The sequence below is a fragment of the Pedobacter sp. ok626 genome, assembly GCF_900100435.1.
In the GTDB taxonomy this organism is placed as follows: domain Bacteria; phylum Bacteroidota; class Bacteroidia; order Sphingobacteriales; family Sphingobacteriaceae; genus Pedobacter.
Window position 1 is genome coordinate 51,508 of sequence record NZ_FNEX01000002.1, and the last position, 15,625, is coordinate 67,132.

The following is a 15,625-nucleotide window of genomic DNA, read 5'->3' on the forward strand; positions in this document are numbered from 1 at the left end:
TTATTTTTTAGAAGCTGATTTACCTGCTTTTCTTCTTAACACTTCGCCTACAAACTTGATACCTTTACCTTTATATGGCTCTGGTGCACGTAACGAACGGATTTTCGCTGCTACTTGTCCTATCAATTGTTTGTCAATACTTTCTAAAATGATTTTAGGAGTCTGACCTTTTTCTGAGGTTGTAGTCACTTTAATCTCTTCCGGTAATTGGAATACATAGTGGTGAGAATAACCCAAAACTAAGTCTAATGTATTACCTGTGTTTGTAGCACGGTAACCAACACCTACTAGTTCCTGAGAAATTTTATAACCTTCTGTTACACCAACAACCATATTATTGATCAAAGCACGGTATAAACCATGTAATGCTTTGTGTCTTTTTTGCTCTGAAGGGCGTTGTACAGTTAATACACCTTCTTCTTGACTTACAGTGATATCTGAATCTACTGCTTGAGTTAATTCTCCCTTAGGGCCTTTAACAGTTACTACGTTATCTTTAGATACAGTAATTGTTACGCCTGCAGGTACATTAATTGGGGCTTTTCCTACTCTTGACATTTTGTTATCCTCCTTTAATTAATAAACGTGACACAAAACTTCGCCACCAATGTTAAGTTTAGCCGCTTCTTTATCTGTCATAACACCTTTAGATGTAGACAAGATTGCAATACCTAAACCGTTTAATACTCTTGGCATATTCTCTACGCCGGCATACTGCCTTAAACCTGGTTTGCTAATACGAGTTAACGTGCGGATAGCAGGAATTTTCGTGATCGCATTGTATTTCAAAGCGATTTTGATGATTCCTTGAACCGTAGTGTCTTCAAATTTGTAGTTAGCGATGTAACCTTTATCAAAAAGTACTTTAGTAATTTCCTTTTTCAGGTTTGATGCAGGAATCTCTACAATTCTGTGATTTGCCTTGATGGCATTTCTTACTCTTGTAAGATAATCTGCTATTGGATCTGTATTCATTGTTATATAATTGTGATAGTGGTTTCCTTCCCGACCTATTCGAGACGACCTGCCATCGGTTAATGTTTTTGTTTACTGTTTAAGGCATTCAACCCTAAACACAAGTAAGCTGGGATTACCAGCTTGCTTTTCTTACTCCAGGAATTTTTCCTGCTAAAGCCATATCACGGAACAATACCCTTGATATACCGAAAGTACGCATATATCCACGAGGACGACCAGTTAATTTACAACGATTGTGTAAGCGTACTGCTGATGAGTTTTTTGGTAACTTATCTAATCCTTCGTAATCACCTGCAGCTTTAAGTTCTGCACGTTTTTCTGCATATTTAGCAACCAATTTTTGGCGCTTAATTTCGCGAGCTTTTACTCCTTCTTTTGCCATTATTGTTCTGTTTTTTGGTTTTTAAATGGTAAGCCAAATTGTTTTAAAAGTTCCAATGCTTCAACGTCAGTAGCAGCAGATGTTACAAATGTAATATCCATACCTAAAATCTTGCTGATTTTATCGATGTTGATCTCAGGGAAGATGATTTGCTCAGTTACACCTAAAGTGTAATTTCCTTTACCATCAAAACCTTTATCATTGATACCTTTGAAATCACGGATACGTGGCAAAGCTACGGAAATTAAACGATCTAAAAACTCATACATGTTGTTATCACGTAAAGTTACACGTACACCTACTGGCATACCTTTACGCAATTTAAAGTTTGAGATATCTTTTTTAGATTTCGCTCCAACTGCTTGCTGACCTGCGATTGTAGTCATCTCTAAAATAGAGCTGTCCATAATCTTTTTGTCAGTTACAGAGAAACGACCAACACCTTGGTTGATAGATATTTTCTCTAACTTAGGAACCTGCATAACGCTTTTGTAATTGAACTTATCTTTAAGTGCAGTTACAATTTCCTCTTTATATTTACTTTTTAATCTTGGTACGTAAGCCATTATTTGATCTCCTCTCCTGATTTTTTAGATACCCTAACTAATTTCCCATCAGCATTAAGCTTTCTGCCAACGCGCGTAGTTGCACCTGTTTTAGGATCAATCAGCGCTACGTTAGAAATATGAAGAGCAGCTTCTTTTTTAATGATACCACCATTAGGGGTAGCAGCATTTGGTTTTGTATGTTTTGATACAAGGTTAACCCCTTCTACAAGAATTCTGCTTTTAGAAATTAATACTGAAAGCACAGTTCCTTGCTGACCTTTTGAATCGCCGGCAATAACCTTTACTAAATCACCCTTACGGATTTTTATCTTTGGTGTAGTTACTTTATTTTTCATTTTATAATACCTCCGGTGCTAATGATACAATTTTCATGAATTGTTTTTCACGCAGTTCTCTTGCTACCGGGCCAAAAATACGTGTACCGCGCGGCTCATCTTGTGCATTTAATAATACTGCGGCATTGTCATCAAAACGAATATATGAACCATCCTTACGTCTGATCTCTTTCTTTGTTCTTACTACAACTGCTTTAGAAATGCTTCCTTTCTTAATGTTTCCAGAAGGTAATGCACTTTTAACGGTAACAACGATTTTGTCACCAATAGAAGCATATCTCTTTCCAGTACCACCAAGTACACGGATAACCAATACTTCTTTTGCGCCGCTATTGTCGGCTACGTTTAATCTTGATTCCTGTTGTACCATGTTATTTAGCCCTTTCTAAAATTTCCACTAATCTCCAGTTCTTGTTTTTACTCAGCGGACGAGTCTCCATGATCAGTACTGTATCTCCAATACCGCAATCGTTTTTCTCGTCATGAGCCATAAATTTGGTAGTTTTCTTAACAAACTTACCATAGATCGGGTGTTTCACTTTACGTTCTACCGCTACAACAATAGATTTATCCATCTTGTTGCTTACCACCAACCCGGTTCTTGTTTTTCTTAATTGTCTTTCCATTTCGACTCTAAAGTTATTTAGTTTCAGTAGCAGACTCCGCTTTACGCTTAGTCACTTCAGTATTTAATCGGGCAATATTTTTCCTAACCTTACTAATGCGGCTTGGGTTTTCTATAGCCGAAATTGTATGCGCAAACTTTAACTTAACTAAGTTTTCTGTCTCTTCTGCAATCCTGGCTACTAGCTCTTCTTGTGAAAGCCCTGTAATTTCTGAGTTCTTCATTTTATTAATTTTTATTTTGCGGGTCCAGAGGTTGTAATAACAAGTTACTTACAACATTCAACCCTACACTAATTATGCTTCTACGTAATCTCTACGTACTACAAATTTTGTTTGGATCGGTAATTTTTGAGCGGCTAAACGCATTGCTTCTTTAGCAACTTCCATAGGTACACCTTCTGCTTCAAAAATGATGCGTCCAGCTCTAACTACGGCTACCCAATATTCAGGAGCACCTTTACCTTTACCCATACGTACTTCAGCTGGTTTCTTAGTAATCGGTTTGTCCGGGAATATTCTAATCCATACCTGACCTTCACGTTTCATGAAACGAGTTACGGCGATACGGGCTGCCTCTATCTGGCGACTGGTAATCCAGGTCGACTCTAAAGATTTGATCCCGAAAGACCCGAATGATAATTCAGCACCACGAGTTGCTAAACCTTTCATTCTGCCCTTCTGCATCTTTCTGAACTTCGTTCTTTTTGGCTGTAACATTTTATTTTAATATTATCGTTAAACGATTTGTTAACTAATTATTTACGAGGACCTCTATTCTGAGTATTTCCGCCTCTATTATTTCCTGCACCAGGACCGCCTTGACCAGGACCTCTTCCGCCACGATTACCACCACCGCGGTTATCGTTTCTTCTGTCGCCACCGCCACGGTTATCTCTGTCTCTGCCACCAAATGCACCTTCTGGTCTGCCACCTGGTTTGCCAGGAGCATTGTTAGTTGCACCGATGTTAGGAGAAAGATCACGTTTACCGTAAACCTCACCTTTACAGATCCAAACTTTAACACCTATTTTACCATAAGTAGTCAAAGCCTCTGCTAATGCATAATCAATGTCTGCACGGAAAGTATGCAAAGGAATTCTTCCTTCTTTATACTGTTCGCTACGAGCCATCTCAGCACCACCTAAACGACCAGAGGTCATAATTTTGATACCTTCAGCACCCATACGCATTGTTGATGCGATAGTAGATTTCATTGCTCTACGGAATGAAATCCTTGCTTCTAATTGTTTTGCAACACCTTCTGCTACTAATTGTGCATCAAGCTCAGGACGTTTGATCTCAAAAATGTTGATTTGAATTTCCTTTTTAGTCAATTTCTTCAACTCTTCTTTGATCTTGTCAACCTCAGCTCCTGCTTTACCAATTACGATACCTGGACGTGCAGTGTGGATTGTAACCGTAATACGCTTTAACGTACGCTCAATTACAACTTTCGCTACGCCGCCTTTTGCGATACGTACAGAAAGGTATTTTCTTATTTTTTCGTCCTCAACTAATTTATCAGCATAGTTGTTGCCACCGAACCAGTTAGAATCCCAACCTTTGATGATTCCTAACCTGTTACCTATTGGATGTGCTTTTTGTCCCATTTCTGTTAATTAGTTTGAGTTTCAACGTTTTTACTATCTACTACCAAAGTTACATGGTTTGAACGCTTACGTATTCTGTAACCACGTCCTTGAGGTGCTGGTCTTAATCTTTTTAATTGACGACCACCGCCTACCATTATCGTTTTCACGTATAACTGGTTTTCTTCAGGGCGAGAACCTTCATTTTTAGTTTCCCAGTTTTTGATAGCTGATAATAATAGTTTCTCAACTCTTATTGCTGCTTCTTTATTGGTAAACTTTAAAATATGTAAAGCTTTCTCAACACGCTCACCTCTGATAAGATCTACAACCAAACGCATCTTACGCGGTGAGGTTGGACAATTGTTTAATTTCGCTACTGCTTCCATCTCTTAATTATTTTTTCTTTTCAGAGTGACCCCTAAATGTTCTGGTTGGAGCAAACTCTCCCAGCTTGTGACCAACCATGTTTTCTGTTACGTATACCGGTATAAATTTATTACCGTTATGTACTGCAAATGTATGACCCACAAAATCTGGTGAGATCATTGATCTGCGAGACCAAGTTTTAATTACAGACTTCTTGCCTGAATCATTCATAGAGACTACTTTCTTCTCTACGTTATGGTCAATATAAGGTCCTTTTTTAATCGAACGAGCCATTATTTCTTCCTTTTCTCTATGATGAAACGATTTGAGTATTTTTTAAGTGAACGTGTTTTAAATCCTTTAGAATAAACACCATTCCTTGAACGAGGCTGACCTCCTGATGAGCGACCCTCACCACCACCCATTGGGTGATCTACTGGGTTCATCGCTACTGGACGTGTTCTCGGACGACGGCCTAACCAACGTTTACGACCTGCTTTACCTAACACTTCATTTGCATGGTCAGAGTTTGAAACAGCTCCAATTGTTGCTAAACAAGTAACTAAGATAGATCTTACTTCACCTGATGGCATTTTCAATGTAGCATATTTACCATCACGAGCAGCTAATTGTGCATAAGCACCAGCGCTACGTGCTAACTGAGCACCACGACCTGGATTAATCTCCACGTTGTGTACAATAGATCCCAAAGGAATATTGCTCAATTTTAAAGTATTTCCTACCTCAGGAGTTGCGGTATCACCCGAAACTACTTTCTGCCCAACTTGCAAACCTTCCGGTGCAATAATATAACGCTTCTCGCCGTCTACATAATGTAATAATGCAATACGTGCGGTACGGTTTGGATCGTATTCAACAGTAGCTACTGTTGCAGGAATATCAAACTTATCACGTTTAAAGTCAATTAAACGGTAAGATTTTTTGTGACCACCACCCATGTAGCGCATAGTCATCTTTCCTGTATTGTTACGTCCTCCCGATTTCTTAGAAGATACAACCAATGATTTTTCGGGCTTGGTTGCTGTAATCTCCGAAAAACTGGCACCTACTCTAAAGCGGGTTCCCGGAGTGACTGGTTTAAATTTTCTTAAGCCCATAGTTATAAATTATTCAATTCTTATTAAATATTCGAGTAATAATCAATTGTTTCACCTGCTGCCAGGGTTACAATAGCTTTTTTATATTTCGGGGTACGTCCCGTAACTAATCCGCCTTTAGTATTTCTGGACTTAACTTTCCCATTTACAACCATTGTATTAATGGCTAAAATGTGAACGCCGTACATTTTTTCTATGGCTCCCTTAATCTGCAATTTATTTGCTTTGGGTTCTACTTTAAAAGTAAAGCGATTAGACTTTTCTGTTAATGCAGAAGCTTTCTCTGTTAATATTGGTTTCTTTAAAAATTCCATATTACTTGGCAAACGCCTCCTCGATAGTTTTTACAGAATCCGCAGTTAACAAAAGTTTGCCACAGTTTAATACATCATAAGTATTTAACTGATCTGCAGTAATTACTTTCACTTTCTGAATGTTTCTGCTTGATAAATAGATATTGTTATTTTGTGTAGGTAAAACCAACAATGTCTTTTCGTTAGCCAAGTTTAATGCGCTAACCAAATTGATATAGTTTTTAGTTTTGATCGAATCAAAAGTAAAATCTTCTAAAACCACTACATTATTGTCTTGAGCTTTGTATGATAAAGCAGACTTACGTGCTAATGATTTTAATTTCTTGTTCAATTTGAAGCTATAGTCACGTGGCTGAGGGCCAAATACACGACCACCACCATTGAACAATGGAGATTTAATACTTCCGGCACGAGCACCACCAGTACCTTTTTGCTTATATAATTTACGGGTTGAACCAGCAATCTCATTACGTTGCTTAGACTTGTGAGTACCTTGACGTTGATTAGCCAAATACTGCTTAACATCTAAATAAATTGCATGGTCTACAGGCGTAATGCCAAAAACCGACTCAGGAAGTTGCACCTTGGCACCTGTCTCTTTTCCTGAAATGTTTAATACTTTAACTTCCATCTGCTTACTTATCTAAGATTACGTAAGAACCCTTAGCTCCTGGAATGGAACCACTAACTACAACTAGATTTTGATCAGCATAAACTTTCAAAACTTGCAAGTTCTGAACTTTTACTCTGTCGCCACCCATTCTACCCGCCATACGCATACCTTTAAATACACGAGAAGGATACGAAGCAGCACCCAATGAACCTGGCGCACGCATCCTGTTGTGCTGTCCGTGAGTCTGTCCACCAACACCACCGAAACCATGACGTTTTACAACACCCTGGAAACCTTTACCTTTTGACGTACCAACTACATCCACAAAATCACCTTCGTTAAAGATGCTTACCGTTACAGTATCACCCAAATTAAGTGATTCTTCAAACGGCTCAAATTCAACCAATTTACGTTTTGGGGTAGTGCTTGCTTTCGCAAAGTGGCCTTTAAGAGGCATGGTAGTGTTCTTTTCTTTGGCTTCGTCGAAACCTAACTGAACTGAAACGTAACCGTCTTTCTCTTCGGTCTTTACCTGTGTTACAACACAAGGTCCAGCTTCGATCACAGTACATGGTATGTTCTTACCATCTGCGTCGAATATGCTGGTCATTCCTACTTTTTTTCCAATAATACCTGACATTTTCTTTTTTTAAATTAACACCCATCGAAGCAGTAGGGCTTCGTTCAAGGTGGATACACATCCCACTTAAGGGAGGGCAAAAATAAGAAAGAAATCTTAATTTTCAAATAGTTAGCTAAATATATTTTCAAATAATTGCTAAAAATTTGTTTTCACTGGGTAGCATGCAATTAAAGTCAGATTTAACCAACCAACTTATCGCTTAAACTATATAAGATAATGGACAAAACCATCAAACCGATCAAAACGTATAGGTAATCACGCTCAATTAAGAAGCTAAAAACAGAGAAAACAACCCTGGCTACTGGTGTAAAAATCAATAATAATGTGCCAAATTGGATAATAGCAGCCCCATCCATTGTTTTTAAACCTTCAAAAATTGCCCCAACAGAGGCCAATCCAGACTTTCCAGAATCAAACTTACCATAATCAACTACGTTTGCATAGTTAAAGAATAAGTATATAAGCCCACCAATAAACACTACAGTCATGGATGAAATCACGCCAACTCGCAATAGGGTGCCCAAAATAACCTGTATATCCTTATCCGCAAAAAAATTCTTACTCTCCTTAATCATAACCTACCAGATAATCCATTATAAATCATTTGAATCGCCAAAAATGTAACCACAATTGCAAATACCACTTTTAGCTTATCCGTTTTCGTCTTCACCAATATTTTAGAACCAATAGTAGCCCCAAGCAATACCCCCACAGTTACAGGCATAGCTATCCCAGGATCAATCTGCCCGCGATGAAGATAAACAATGGCACTAGCAGCAGCAGTTACCCCCATCATAAAATTACTCGTTGTTGTAGATACCTTAAACGGAATCCTCATGATGTTATCCATTGCAATCACTTTCAAAGCACCAGAACCAATCCCCAATAAGCCAGATATCGTACCCGCAACAAACATCATTAAGAATCCACCAATCACATTGTGAACCGCATACTTCTTAACTCCATTCTCAGTAGGGTAAGTACCATTCAGCTTAAAAAAAACTGCGAGCTTCCCGGAAGTATCATTATCAGAATGATCCACTTTCTTTCTAACCATCATCGCTGCAGAAAACAAAAGGATCAAACCGAAAATAACGGCGATATAGCTCGGATTAATATAAACAGTTACTATCGCGCCAATTATTGCACTTATGGTGGTGGCGACCTCTAAAAACATACCTATCCGGATGTTTGTGATCCCTTCCTTAACATAAGCAGCAGCCGAACCCGACGAAGTCGCAATTACCGATATAATTGATGCACCTATAGCGTAATGAATATCAACCCCTAAGCCAAGTGTTAACAATGGAATAATAATTACTCCTCCACCCAGACCAGTAAGCGAGCCCACCAATCCAGCCAAAAAAGCACCTACCAAAACTATAATTGTAAATAGTAATACCGACATTGCTACAAATATACTATCTCCAACCAAAACACAATAAAATTAAAATATCATAGTTAAATTAGACATAAACCAATACCCATATGATGAAAAAAATAATACTCCCTATTATTTCGGCTTTAATACTTAGCTTCAGTGCTCAGGGCCAGTTAACCAACGATTCAACTAAAGTCGACCCAAGTTTAAAAGGACAATACCAACTCCTGCTTACAAAGTCAAAAACCATAAACGGTTATAAATTGGTAAATCCTGGAAGAATTTCTGCTTTTTGGAAAAACCTTAACGATACCCTCTCTACTACACGCAGGCAACTTACAAGCGCAAACCAAAAACTTAATGCGCAAGAAAAGGCCATCACCGATTTAAAAAGTCAAATCAGCGGAAAAGAAAGCGCCCTTGCCGGTACAAATGCAAAAATAAACGAGATCAATTTTCTAGGAATAGCATTTACCAAGTCAACCTATAATACCATCGTATGGAGCTTGATCATTGGCCTGGCTGCCGCGCTTGCCTTCCTGATTCTAAGATCCGCTAAACATATCCATGAGGCAAAATATCGCAGCAATCTATATGAAGAGATCGCACAGGAATATCAGTCTTACAAAACTAAAGCAAACGATAAAGAGAAAAAACTGGCAAGAGAACTTCAAGACGAACGCAACAAACTTGAAGAGTTAAGAAGTCGAGGTTAGTAAATACCTACAAAAAAGAAAAGCCTCCCCGATCATTTCGGGAAGGCTTTTCTTTTTACTGTCAAATAAAGTTAAACTTTAATTTCCACTTCAACACCGCTAGGTAATTCAAGTTTCATTAATGCATCAACTGTTTTTGAGTTAGAGCTATAAATATCTAACAAACGTTTGTAAGCACATAATTGAAATTGCTCACGTGCTTTTTTGTTCACGTGTGGTGAACGCAAAACAGTGAAGATTTTCTTTTCTGTAGGCAACGGAATAGGTCCGCTAACCACTGCACCCGTAGGTTTAACAGTTTTCACGATTTTCTCAGCAGATTTATCTACCAAGTTGTAATCGTAAGATTTTAATTTGATTCTAATTCTTTGGCTCATGATATATGTATTAAAGCAACCGGTTAGAGCTATTAATAACCGGTTGCTGATTGAATTTTATTATTCAGCAGACTTGATTCTACCTTTTGATTTAGCAATTACTTCATCCTGTACGTTTTTAGGAGCTGGTTCGTAGTGATCGAATTCCATTGTAGAAGTCGCGCGACCAGAAGTAATGGTACGTAACTGAGTTACATAACCAAACATCTCAGAAAGAGGTACAGTTGCTTTAATTACCTGAGAACCATTACGTGTATCCATACCTAAAAGTTGACCACGACGACGGTTCATATCACCGATAACATCACCCATGTTTTCTTCAGGAGTAAGGATCTCGATTTTCATGATAGGCTCCATCAATACTGGATTACATTTAGGTAATGCTTCACGGTAAGCCATTTTAGCAGCAAGCTCAAATGATAAAGCATCTGAATCGACTGCGTGGAATGAACCATCAATTAAGCGAACTTTCATGTCAGGTAGTGGATAACCTGCCAATACTCCATTAGCCATAGACGCTGCAAATCCTTTTTCAACAGATGGAATAAATTCACGAGGAATTGAACCACCAGTGATCTCGTTTACGAACTGCAAGCCACCTTTTTCCCAATCCGCATCGATAGGAGAAATAACAACTTGGATATCCGCGAATTTACCACGACCACCAGATTGTTTTTTATAAGTCTCACGATGTTGAACTGTTCCATTGATTGCTTCTTTGTAAGCTACCTGTGGCGCACCTTGGTTAACCTCAACTTTAAACTCACGTTTTAAGCGGTCAATCAAGATATCTAAGTGAAGCTCACCCATACCAGAGATTACAGTCTGACCAGTTTCCTGATCTGTCTGAACTCTAAATGTAGGATCCTCTTCAGCTAATTTACCAAGACCAATACCTAATTTATCAACGTCAGCCTGAGTTTTAGGCTCAATAGCTAAACCGATAACTGGCTCAGGGAAATCCATTGATTCAAGAACAATTGGATGTTTCTCATCACAAAGTGTATCACCAGTTTTGATATCTTTAAATCCTACTACAGCAGCAATATCACCAGCACCTACGTTAGGGATTGGGTTTTGCTTGTTAGCATGCATTTGGAAGATACGAGAAATACGCTCTTTGTTTTCAGAACGTGCGTTATAAACGTACGAACCTGCTTCTAAGTTACCTGAATAAACACGGATAAAACATAAACGACCTACGAAAGGATCCGTTGCAATTTTAAACGCTAAAGCTGCAAAAGGTTCGTTGATATCTGGTTGACGAGTTACTTCTTCACCTGTTTCAGGATTGGTACCAGTGATACCATCAACATCCATTGGCGAAGGCAATAATTCCATTACCAAATCCAACATGGTTTGAACACCTTTGTTTTTGAAAGATGAACCACAAACCATAGGAACGATTTTCGCATCTAAAGTTGCTTTACGCAATGCATCAAGAATCTCACGCTCAGTGATTGAATTAGGGTCTTCAAAGAATTTCTCCATTAATGACTCATCATAATCAGCAACAGCTTCTAATAAGTTCTCTCTCCACTGTGCAACCTCTTCAACCATATCCTCAGGAATTGGCACTTCAGTAAAAGTCATACCTTTATCATGCTCATTCCAAACGATACCACGGTTATTGATCAAATCAACAACACCAGTAAAGTTATCTTCAGCACCGATAGGTAATTGCAATGGAACAGCGTGACTGCCCAACATATCTTTTACTTGCTTAACAACTTTTAAGAAGTCAGCTCCAGAACGGTCCATTTTGTTAACGAAACCAATACGTGGAACTGCATAGTTGTTAGCTAAACGCCAGTTGGTTTCAGATTGAGGCTCAACACCATCAACAGCTGAAAACAAAAACACCAATCCATCCAAAACACGCAATGAACGGTTTACCTCTACGGTAAAATCCACGTGTCCAGGGGTATCGATAACGTTTACCTGATATTTGTTACCGCGGTAAGGCCAGAAAACAGTAGTTGCAGCAGACGTGATTGTTATCCCACGTTCAGCTTCCTGTACCATCCAGTCCATGGTAGATGCACCTTCGTGAACCTCACCAATCTTGTGGTTTACCCCAGCATAATAAAGGATACGCTCAGTTGTTGTGGTTTTACCCGCATCAATGTGAGCCGCGATTCCAATATTTCTTGTAAATTTTAAATCTCTTGACATTTTATGATTCTATATAATTAGAAACGGAAGTGAGAGAACGCTTTGTTGGCTTCAGCCATTTTATGCGTGTCTTCTTTTTTCTTAACTGCTGCACCTTCACCCTTAGCTGCTGAAACGATTTCACCTGCTAATTTCTCTTTCATTGTTTTTTCACCACGTTTACGTGCATATGAAATTAACCATTTCATGCCTAAAGCAATCTTACGGTCAGGTCTAACCTCTGTTGGTACCTGGAAGTTAGCACCACCAACACGGCGTGACTTAACCTCTACTGCAGGCATTACGTTAGTTAAAGCGCGTTTCCATATTTCTAATCCGTTCTCACCAACTTTTTTCTCTGCTAATTCTACAGCATCATAAAAAATTGAATAAGCGATAGATTTCTTTCCGTCAAACATCATGTTGTTTACGAAACGGGTCACCTGAACATCGTTAAATTTTGGATCAGGAAGAATGATTCTCTTTTTTGGTTTTGACTTTCTCATTTTGTTTTCCTCCTAATTATTTCTTTTTACCTTTTGTTGGTGCCGCAGCTACTTGTCCTGGCTTAGGGCGTTTTGTTCCGTATTTAGAACGACGTTGGTTACGACCAGCAACACCTGAAGTATCTAATGCTCCACGGATGATGTGATAACGTACACCTGGCAAATCTTTAACACGACCACCACGAATCAATACGATTGAGTGCTCCTGTAGGTTGTGACCTTCTCCAGGGATGTATGCGTTAACCTCTTTACCATTGGTTAAACGTACACGCGCAACTTTACGCATTGCTGAGTTTGGTTTTTTAGGGGTAGTCGTATATACACGTGTACATACACCTCTTCGCTGTGGACAACTGTCCAACGCCGGAGACTTACTCTTGAACTCCAGTGCTACTCTACCTTTTCTAACTAATTGTTGAATGGTTGGCATTGTTCTTTTTTTGTTTTTCTATTAATGTTTAAAAACTTTACCCCTCAATAAGGGACTGCAAAGGTAAGACAATACATTTTATAAATCAAGGGGTTAACACAAATTTAATCCCTTAAAAGACAAAGGCATAATTACATACCCACATTTCTATCTATAAATCTTAGTTTTTTAGGGCGTAACAATCAATCCAAAACCTACAAAATCGGCTTCAGTTTGATGTAGATACATTTTAGCTTGAACAGCTAAGCCCCCCATAATTTGATACTTCAATCCGGTAGTCCAATAGGCCTTTATATTCATCAAACTATTATAATGCAAATAATAACCATATTTAGTCATTAGCCCCAATCTACCTAACCACAAATCGGGTCCGATACCAAGCCCCACGCGCCATCTGTCAAATGAGCTTGCCTTGGACTGAAAAGTTTCATCATTCCTCAGCGGGTCATATATAGTATGGTAATAAACAGCATCCAGCCCTGCACTAAGACCAAGAACAGCATCTAACCGATAATTATATCCCGCATACAAACCGGTCTTAAACAAACCATCCTTACTCCTATAAACTCCACGCCGACCAATATTGACCCCAACATCCATACTGTGCCTTTTATATTCCACAGCCTTCCTAGCACTATCTATAAGCACCCTTTTTACATTCAAAGACTGCACAATACCCAAACTAACACTACTCACATTCATTCCATTGTTTGGCACCCTTATCGCCCCATTAGAAAAATGGAGAACATCTATTCCTGCCAATAGCTTTGTAGATGGGCCAATCTGAGTGGATAATTTTAATGCAATCCGTGATGAAAAATTAAGGTGACTTCCTACAAGGATATTTTCATTGGTAAACCAGGTCTCGCCTAAATACCCCAATCCAAATCCGGGCGCAAGAAGCAACTCGGCTCTTTTGGTCTTTAATAACGAAAAATTAAGTGCAGCAATCAAGGCATATGAATCACCAAATCTACCAGGTCTTGGATCCGACACCATTACAATGTCACTCATATTCTTATAATTGAAAACCAGGTCAAGACTTTTCAAATTCATCAACCTCATCCAGGGCCTGAGGTTAGCAACAGTATTCATATGATAAGTCAACTCGCCCCCATATGCTGTACCGCGCAATTGATGATCAGCAGTAAATACCCCTAAAGAAACTTGCGGAGAAAACTCAATGCTGTTTCGAACATCCTCAACTTCCTGTGCCCGTAAATTACGAGCAAACACCAGTAAACCTAAAAAGAAGAGAGACGCATAAAAATTAATTGATCGTACGAAGCTCATTTTAAATCTAATGAACTACAATATAGAAGATTAATGAAAAGTATTCAAGTATAATTTTTCAACTTTTTTACGTGCCCAGTCCGTCTTACGCAAAAAAGTCAAACTTGATTTAAGTGTCGGATTGTTATTAAAACAAGCAATCTTAACCAGCTTCCCCATTTCCTCCCAACCGTAATGCCATACCAATTGCTTCAATATAAACTCAAGCGTCTTGCCATGTAGTGGATTATTTACTTGTTCTTGTCCTGCCATAGTGCAAAAATAATAAGAATAACTAGATTTGTATACCGGTTCTACCGATTCGAGATAAAAGACATCACAAGCCGAACGGCCAACCTAATTACAATAAAAACAAACACAACATGATATGGATTTAAAACTGGGTGATTTTGTTCGTTTTGTAGACGAAAACATTGAAGGGTATATTACCCGGATTATTGATAAAACTACCATTGGGGTAACAGATTCAAATGATTTTGAAATTCCCGTTCTGGCTAGCAAAGTAACATTGGTACATGGTGACATCACCGACAATGATGTGGTGACCAGCAAACCCAATATCGTTGTCCCGGAGGCCGAATTCAAAAAGGAGGGTATTTACCTGGCTTTGGTCGCCGATCAACATAGCACTTCTGTGGCACACTTTCACCTTGTAAATGAGACATCTTACCAGCTATTAGCCAGTCTAACTACAGAAAAACAAGAAAATTTTAAAGGAGAATTTGCAGGTATTATTCCTCCAAACACAACTAAAAAAATTTACTCGGCTCAACTGGGTGACATTCAGATCTGGCCAAAATTCAGATTGGAAATATTAACCAATACACCAGCAAACTTCGAACCTAAAGCTCCAATCCTATTCCACAAGAGCATCAAGGGAAAAGACCTTTCTGTTGCCAAAGAAGAAATTGTTTTGCTTAAACAAAAGGGCTGGCTAATTAAACTCGAAGAGCCAGAAACAATATTAGATGCGGAGAAACTAAAGGCTAGCTTCTTCAAATAAAGGGCAAAATTAGCCATTCTACTCATAGTCTGGAATCTTTTACCGATGAAGAATCGGAAAATCTTCCTAGGCCTATTCGTAGAAGGCAAATTTTGTTTCAAGCATGACGTATAAGCATAATGCTATCTGCATCATGCCTAAAGAAAAATACGCCTTCTATGAAAAGACCTAGGCGCTCTTTGCTCCCCTTCAGGAGCCTAAGAGATGCCAGACTTTGAACAGAATGGC

Annotated in this window: 26 protein-coding genes; 2 read left to right on the forward strand and 24 right to left on the reverse strand. The window is 38.7% G+C overall.

Going from position 1 to position 15,625, the window contains the following annotated elements:
• The 18 genes from rplF to BLS35_RS02470 all read right to left on the reverse strand — a co-directional run bounded on the left by rplF (position 1) and on the right by BLS35_RS02470 (position 8,945).
• On the reverse strand, positions 1–558 hold the full coding sequence (gene rplF, locus BLS35_RS02385; RefSeq protein ID WP_090777437.1) for a 50S ribosomal protein L6: 558 nt from the start codon (positions 556–558) through the stop codon (positions 1–3).
• 18 nt (positions 559–576) lie between these two features.
• Positions 577–975, reverse strand: a complete 399-nt coding sequence (gene rpsH, locus BLS35_RS02390; RefSeq protein WP_090777439.1) for a 30S ribosomal protein S8 — start codon at positions 973–975, stop codon at positions 577–579.
• 115 nt (positions 976–1,090) lie between these two features.
• Positions 1,091–1,360: a 30S ribosomal protein S14 gene (rpsN, locus tag BLS35_RS02395; protein WP_012780786.1), complete on the reverse strand. Its 270-nt coding sequence runs from the start codon at positions 1,358–1,360 to the stop codon at positions 1,091–1,093.
• A complete protein-coding gene (rplE, locus tag BLS35_RS02400; protein WP_090777441.1) occupies positions 1,360–1,926 on the reverse strand; it encodes a 50S ribosomal protein L5 in 567 nt (188 codons plus the stop codon). Before rplE ends, rpsN begins: the two co-directional genes overlap by 1 nt.
• Positions 1,926–2,264, reverse strand: coding sequence for a 50S ribosomal protein L24 (rplX, locus tag BLS35_RS02405; protein ID WP_012780784.1), 339 nt, complete (start codon positions 2,262–2,264; stop codon positions 1,926–1,928). Before rplX ends, rplE begins: the two co-directional genes overlap by 1 nt.
• A 1-nt stretch (position 2,265) precedes the next feature.
• Complete coding sequence (rplN, locus tag BLS35_RS02410; RefSeq protein WP_090777443.1) at positions 2,266–2,634, reverse strand: 50S ribosomal protein L14; 369 nt, start codon at positions 2,632–2,634, stop codon at positions 2,266–2,268.
• Between the two features lies 1 nt (position 2,635).
• The gene (gene rpsQ / locus BLS35_RS02415) at positions 2,636–2,890 is read right to left on the reverse strand and encodes a 30S ribosomal protein S17 (RefSeq protein ID WP_048907439.1); all 255 of its coding nucleotides are present in this window, start codon (positions 2,888–2,890) and stop codon (positions 2,636–2,638) included.
• Between the two features lie 13 nt (positions 2,891–2,903).
• Entirely contained in the window at positions 2,904–3,113 is a 210-nt protein-coding gene (rpmC, locus tag BLS35_RS02420; RefSeq protein WP_090777445.1) for a 50S ribosomal protein L29, read from the reverse strand.
• A 72-nt stretch (positions 3,114–3,185) separates the two neighbouring features.
• Positions 3,186–3,608 carry a 50S ribosomal protein L16 gene (gene rplP / locus BLS35_RS02425; RefSeq protein WP_090777447.1) on the reverse strand — a complete coding sequence of 141 codons (423 nt, stop codon included), beginning with the start codon at positions 3,606–3,608 and terminating at the stop codon, positions 3,186–3,188.
• A gap of 38 nt (positions 3,609–3,646) precedes the next feature.
• Positions 3,647–4,501, reverse strand: a complete 855-nt coding sequence (rpsC, locus tag BLS35_RS02430; RefSeq protein WP_090777449.1) for a 30S ribosomal protein S3 — start codon at positions 4,499–4,501, stop codon at positions 3,647–3,649.
• A 5-nt stretch (positions 4,502–4,506) separates the two neighbouring features.
• A complete protein-coding gene (gene rplV / locus BLS35_RS02435; RefSeq protein ID WP_090777451.1) occupies positions 4,507–4,869 on the reverse strand; it encodes a 50S ribosomal protein L22 in 363 nt (120 codons plus the stop codon).
• 7 nt (positions 4,870–4,876) lie between these two features.
• A complete protein-coding gene (rpsS, locus tag BLS35_RS02440) occupies positions 4,877–5,143 on the reverse strand; it encodes a 30S ribosomal protein S19 (RefSeq protein WP_008244581.1) in 267 nt (88 codons plus the stop codon).
• Positions 5,143–5,967 carry a 50S ribosomal protein L2 gene (gene rplB / locus BLS35_RS02445; protein WP_090777453.1) on the reverse strand — a complete coding sequence of 275 codons (825 nt, stop codon included), beginning with the start codon at positions 5,965–5,967 and terminating at the stop codon, positions 5,143–5,145. Before rplB ends, rpsS begins: the two co-directional genes overlap by 1 nt.
• 23 nt (positions 5,968–5,990) lie before the next feature.
• Entirely contained in the window at positions 5,991–6,281 is a 291-nt protein-coding gene (gene rplW, locus BLS35_RS02450) for a 50S ribosomal protein L23 (RefSeq protein WP_090777455.1), read from the reverse strand.
• Position 6,282: 1 nt separating this feature from the next.
• Positions 6,283–6,912 (reverse strand): 50S ribosomal protein L4, encoded by a 630-nt coding sequence (gene rplD, locus BLS35_RS02455; RefSeq protein WP_090777457.1) that lies wholly within the window; start codon positions 6,910–6,912, stop codon positions 6,283–6,285.
• A 4-nt stretch (positions 6,913–6,916) separates the two neighbouring features.
• A complete protein-coding gene (gene rplC, locus BLS35_RS02460) occupies positions 6,917–7,534 on the reverse strand; it encodes a 50S ribosomal protein L3 (RefSeq protein ID WP_090777459.1) in 618 nt (205 codons plus the stop codon).
• Between the two features lie 182 nt (positions 7,535–7,716).
• Positions 7,717–8,112 carry a DUF1634 domain-containing protein gene (locus BLS35_RS02465; protein WP_090777463.1) on the reverse strand — a complete coding sequence of 132 codons (396 nt, stop codon included), beginning with the start codon at positions 8,110–8,112 and terminating at the stop codon, positions 7,717–7,719.
• On the reverse strand, positions 8,109–8,945 hold the full coding sequence (locus tag BLS35_RS02470) for a sulfite exporter TauE/SafE family protein (RefSeq protein WP_090777465.1): 837 nt from the start codon (positions 8,943–8,945) through the stop codon (positions 8,109–8,111). Before BLS35_RS02470 ends, BLS35_RS02465 begins: the two co-directional genes overlap by 4 nt.
• Positions 8,946–9,025: 80 nt before the next feature.
• Between BLS35_RS02470 and BLS35_RS02475 the strand changes: the two genes are divergently transcribed.
• Positions 9,026–9,634: a hypothetical protein gene (locus BLS35_RS02475; RefSeq protein WP_254778621.1), complete on the forward strand. Its 609-nt coding sequence runs from the start codon at positions 9,026–9,028 to the stop codon at positions 9,632–9,634.
• A 71-nt stretch (positions 9,635–9,705) separates the two neighbouring features.
• On the opposite strand, the gene rpsJ is transcribed toward BLS35_RS02475, so the two are convergent.
• The 6 genes from rpsJ to BLS35_RS02505 form a co-directional block, all read right to left on the reverse strand.
• A complete protein-coding gene (gene rpsJ / locus BLS35_RS02480) occupies positions 9,706–10,011 on the reverse strand; it encodes a 30S ribosomal protein S10 (protein WP_008244591.1) in 306 nt (101 codons plus the stop codon).
• 60 nt (positions 10,012–10,071) lie between these two features.
• The gene (gene fusA / locus BLS35_RS02485; RefSeq protein ID WP_090777469.1) at positions 10,072–12,186 is read right to left on the reverse strand and encodes an elongation factor G; all 2,115 of its coding nucleotides are present in this window, start codon (positions 12,184–12,186) and stop codon (positions 10,072–10,074) included.
• Positions 12,187–12,203: 17 nt separating this feature from the next.
• Positions 12,204–12,671 carry a 30S ribosomal protein S7 gene (rpsG, locus tag BLS35_RS02490; protein ID WP_090777471.1) on the reverse strand — a complete coding sequence of 156 codons (468 nt, stop codon included), beginning with the start codon at positions 12,669–12,671 and terminating at the stop codon, positions 12,204–12,206.
• 16 nt (positions 12,672–12,687) lie between these two features.
• Positions 12,688–13,101 carry a 30S ribosomal protein S12 gene (gene rpsL / locus BLS35_RS02495; protein WP_008244597.1) on the reverse strand — a complete coding sequence of 138 codons (414 nt, stop codon included), beginning with the start codon at positions 13,099–13,101 and terminating at the stop codon, positions 12,688–12,690.
• Between the two features lie 168 nt (positions 13,102–13,269).
• On the reverse strand, positions 13,270–14,394 hold the full coding sequence (locus BLS35_RS02500; RefSeq protein ID WP_090777473.1) for an acyloxyacyl hydrolase: 1,125 nt from the start codon (positions 14,392–14,394) through the stop codon (positions 13,270–13,272).
• Between the two features lie 30 nt (positions 14,395–14,424).
• Entirely contained in the window at positions 14,425–14,646 is a 222-nt protein-coding gene (locus BLS35_RS02505) for a VF530 family protein (RefSeq protein ID WP_090777475.1), read from the reverse strand.
• A 115-nt stretch (positions 14,647–14,761) separates the two neighbouring features.
• On the opposite strand from BLS35_RS02505, the gene BLS35_RS02510 reads away from it, so the two are divergent.
• Complete coding sequence (locus BLS35_RS02510; RefSeq protein ID WP_090777477.1) at positions 14,762–15,397, forward strand: hypothetical protein; 636 nt, start codon at positions 14,762–14,764, stop codon at positions 15,395–15,397.
• Positions 15,398–15,625: the final 228 nt, after the last annotated feature.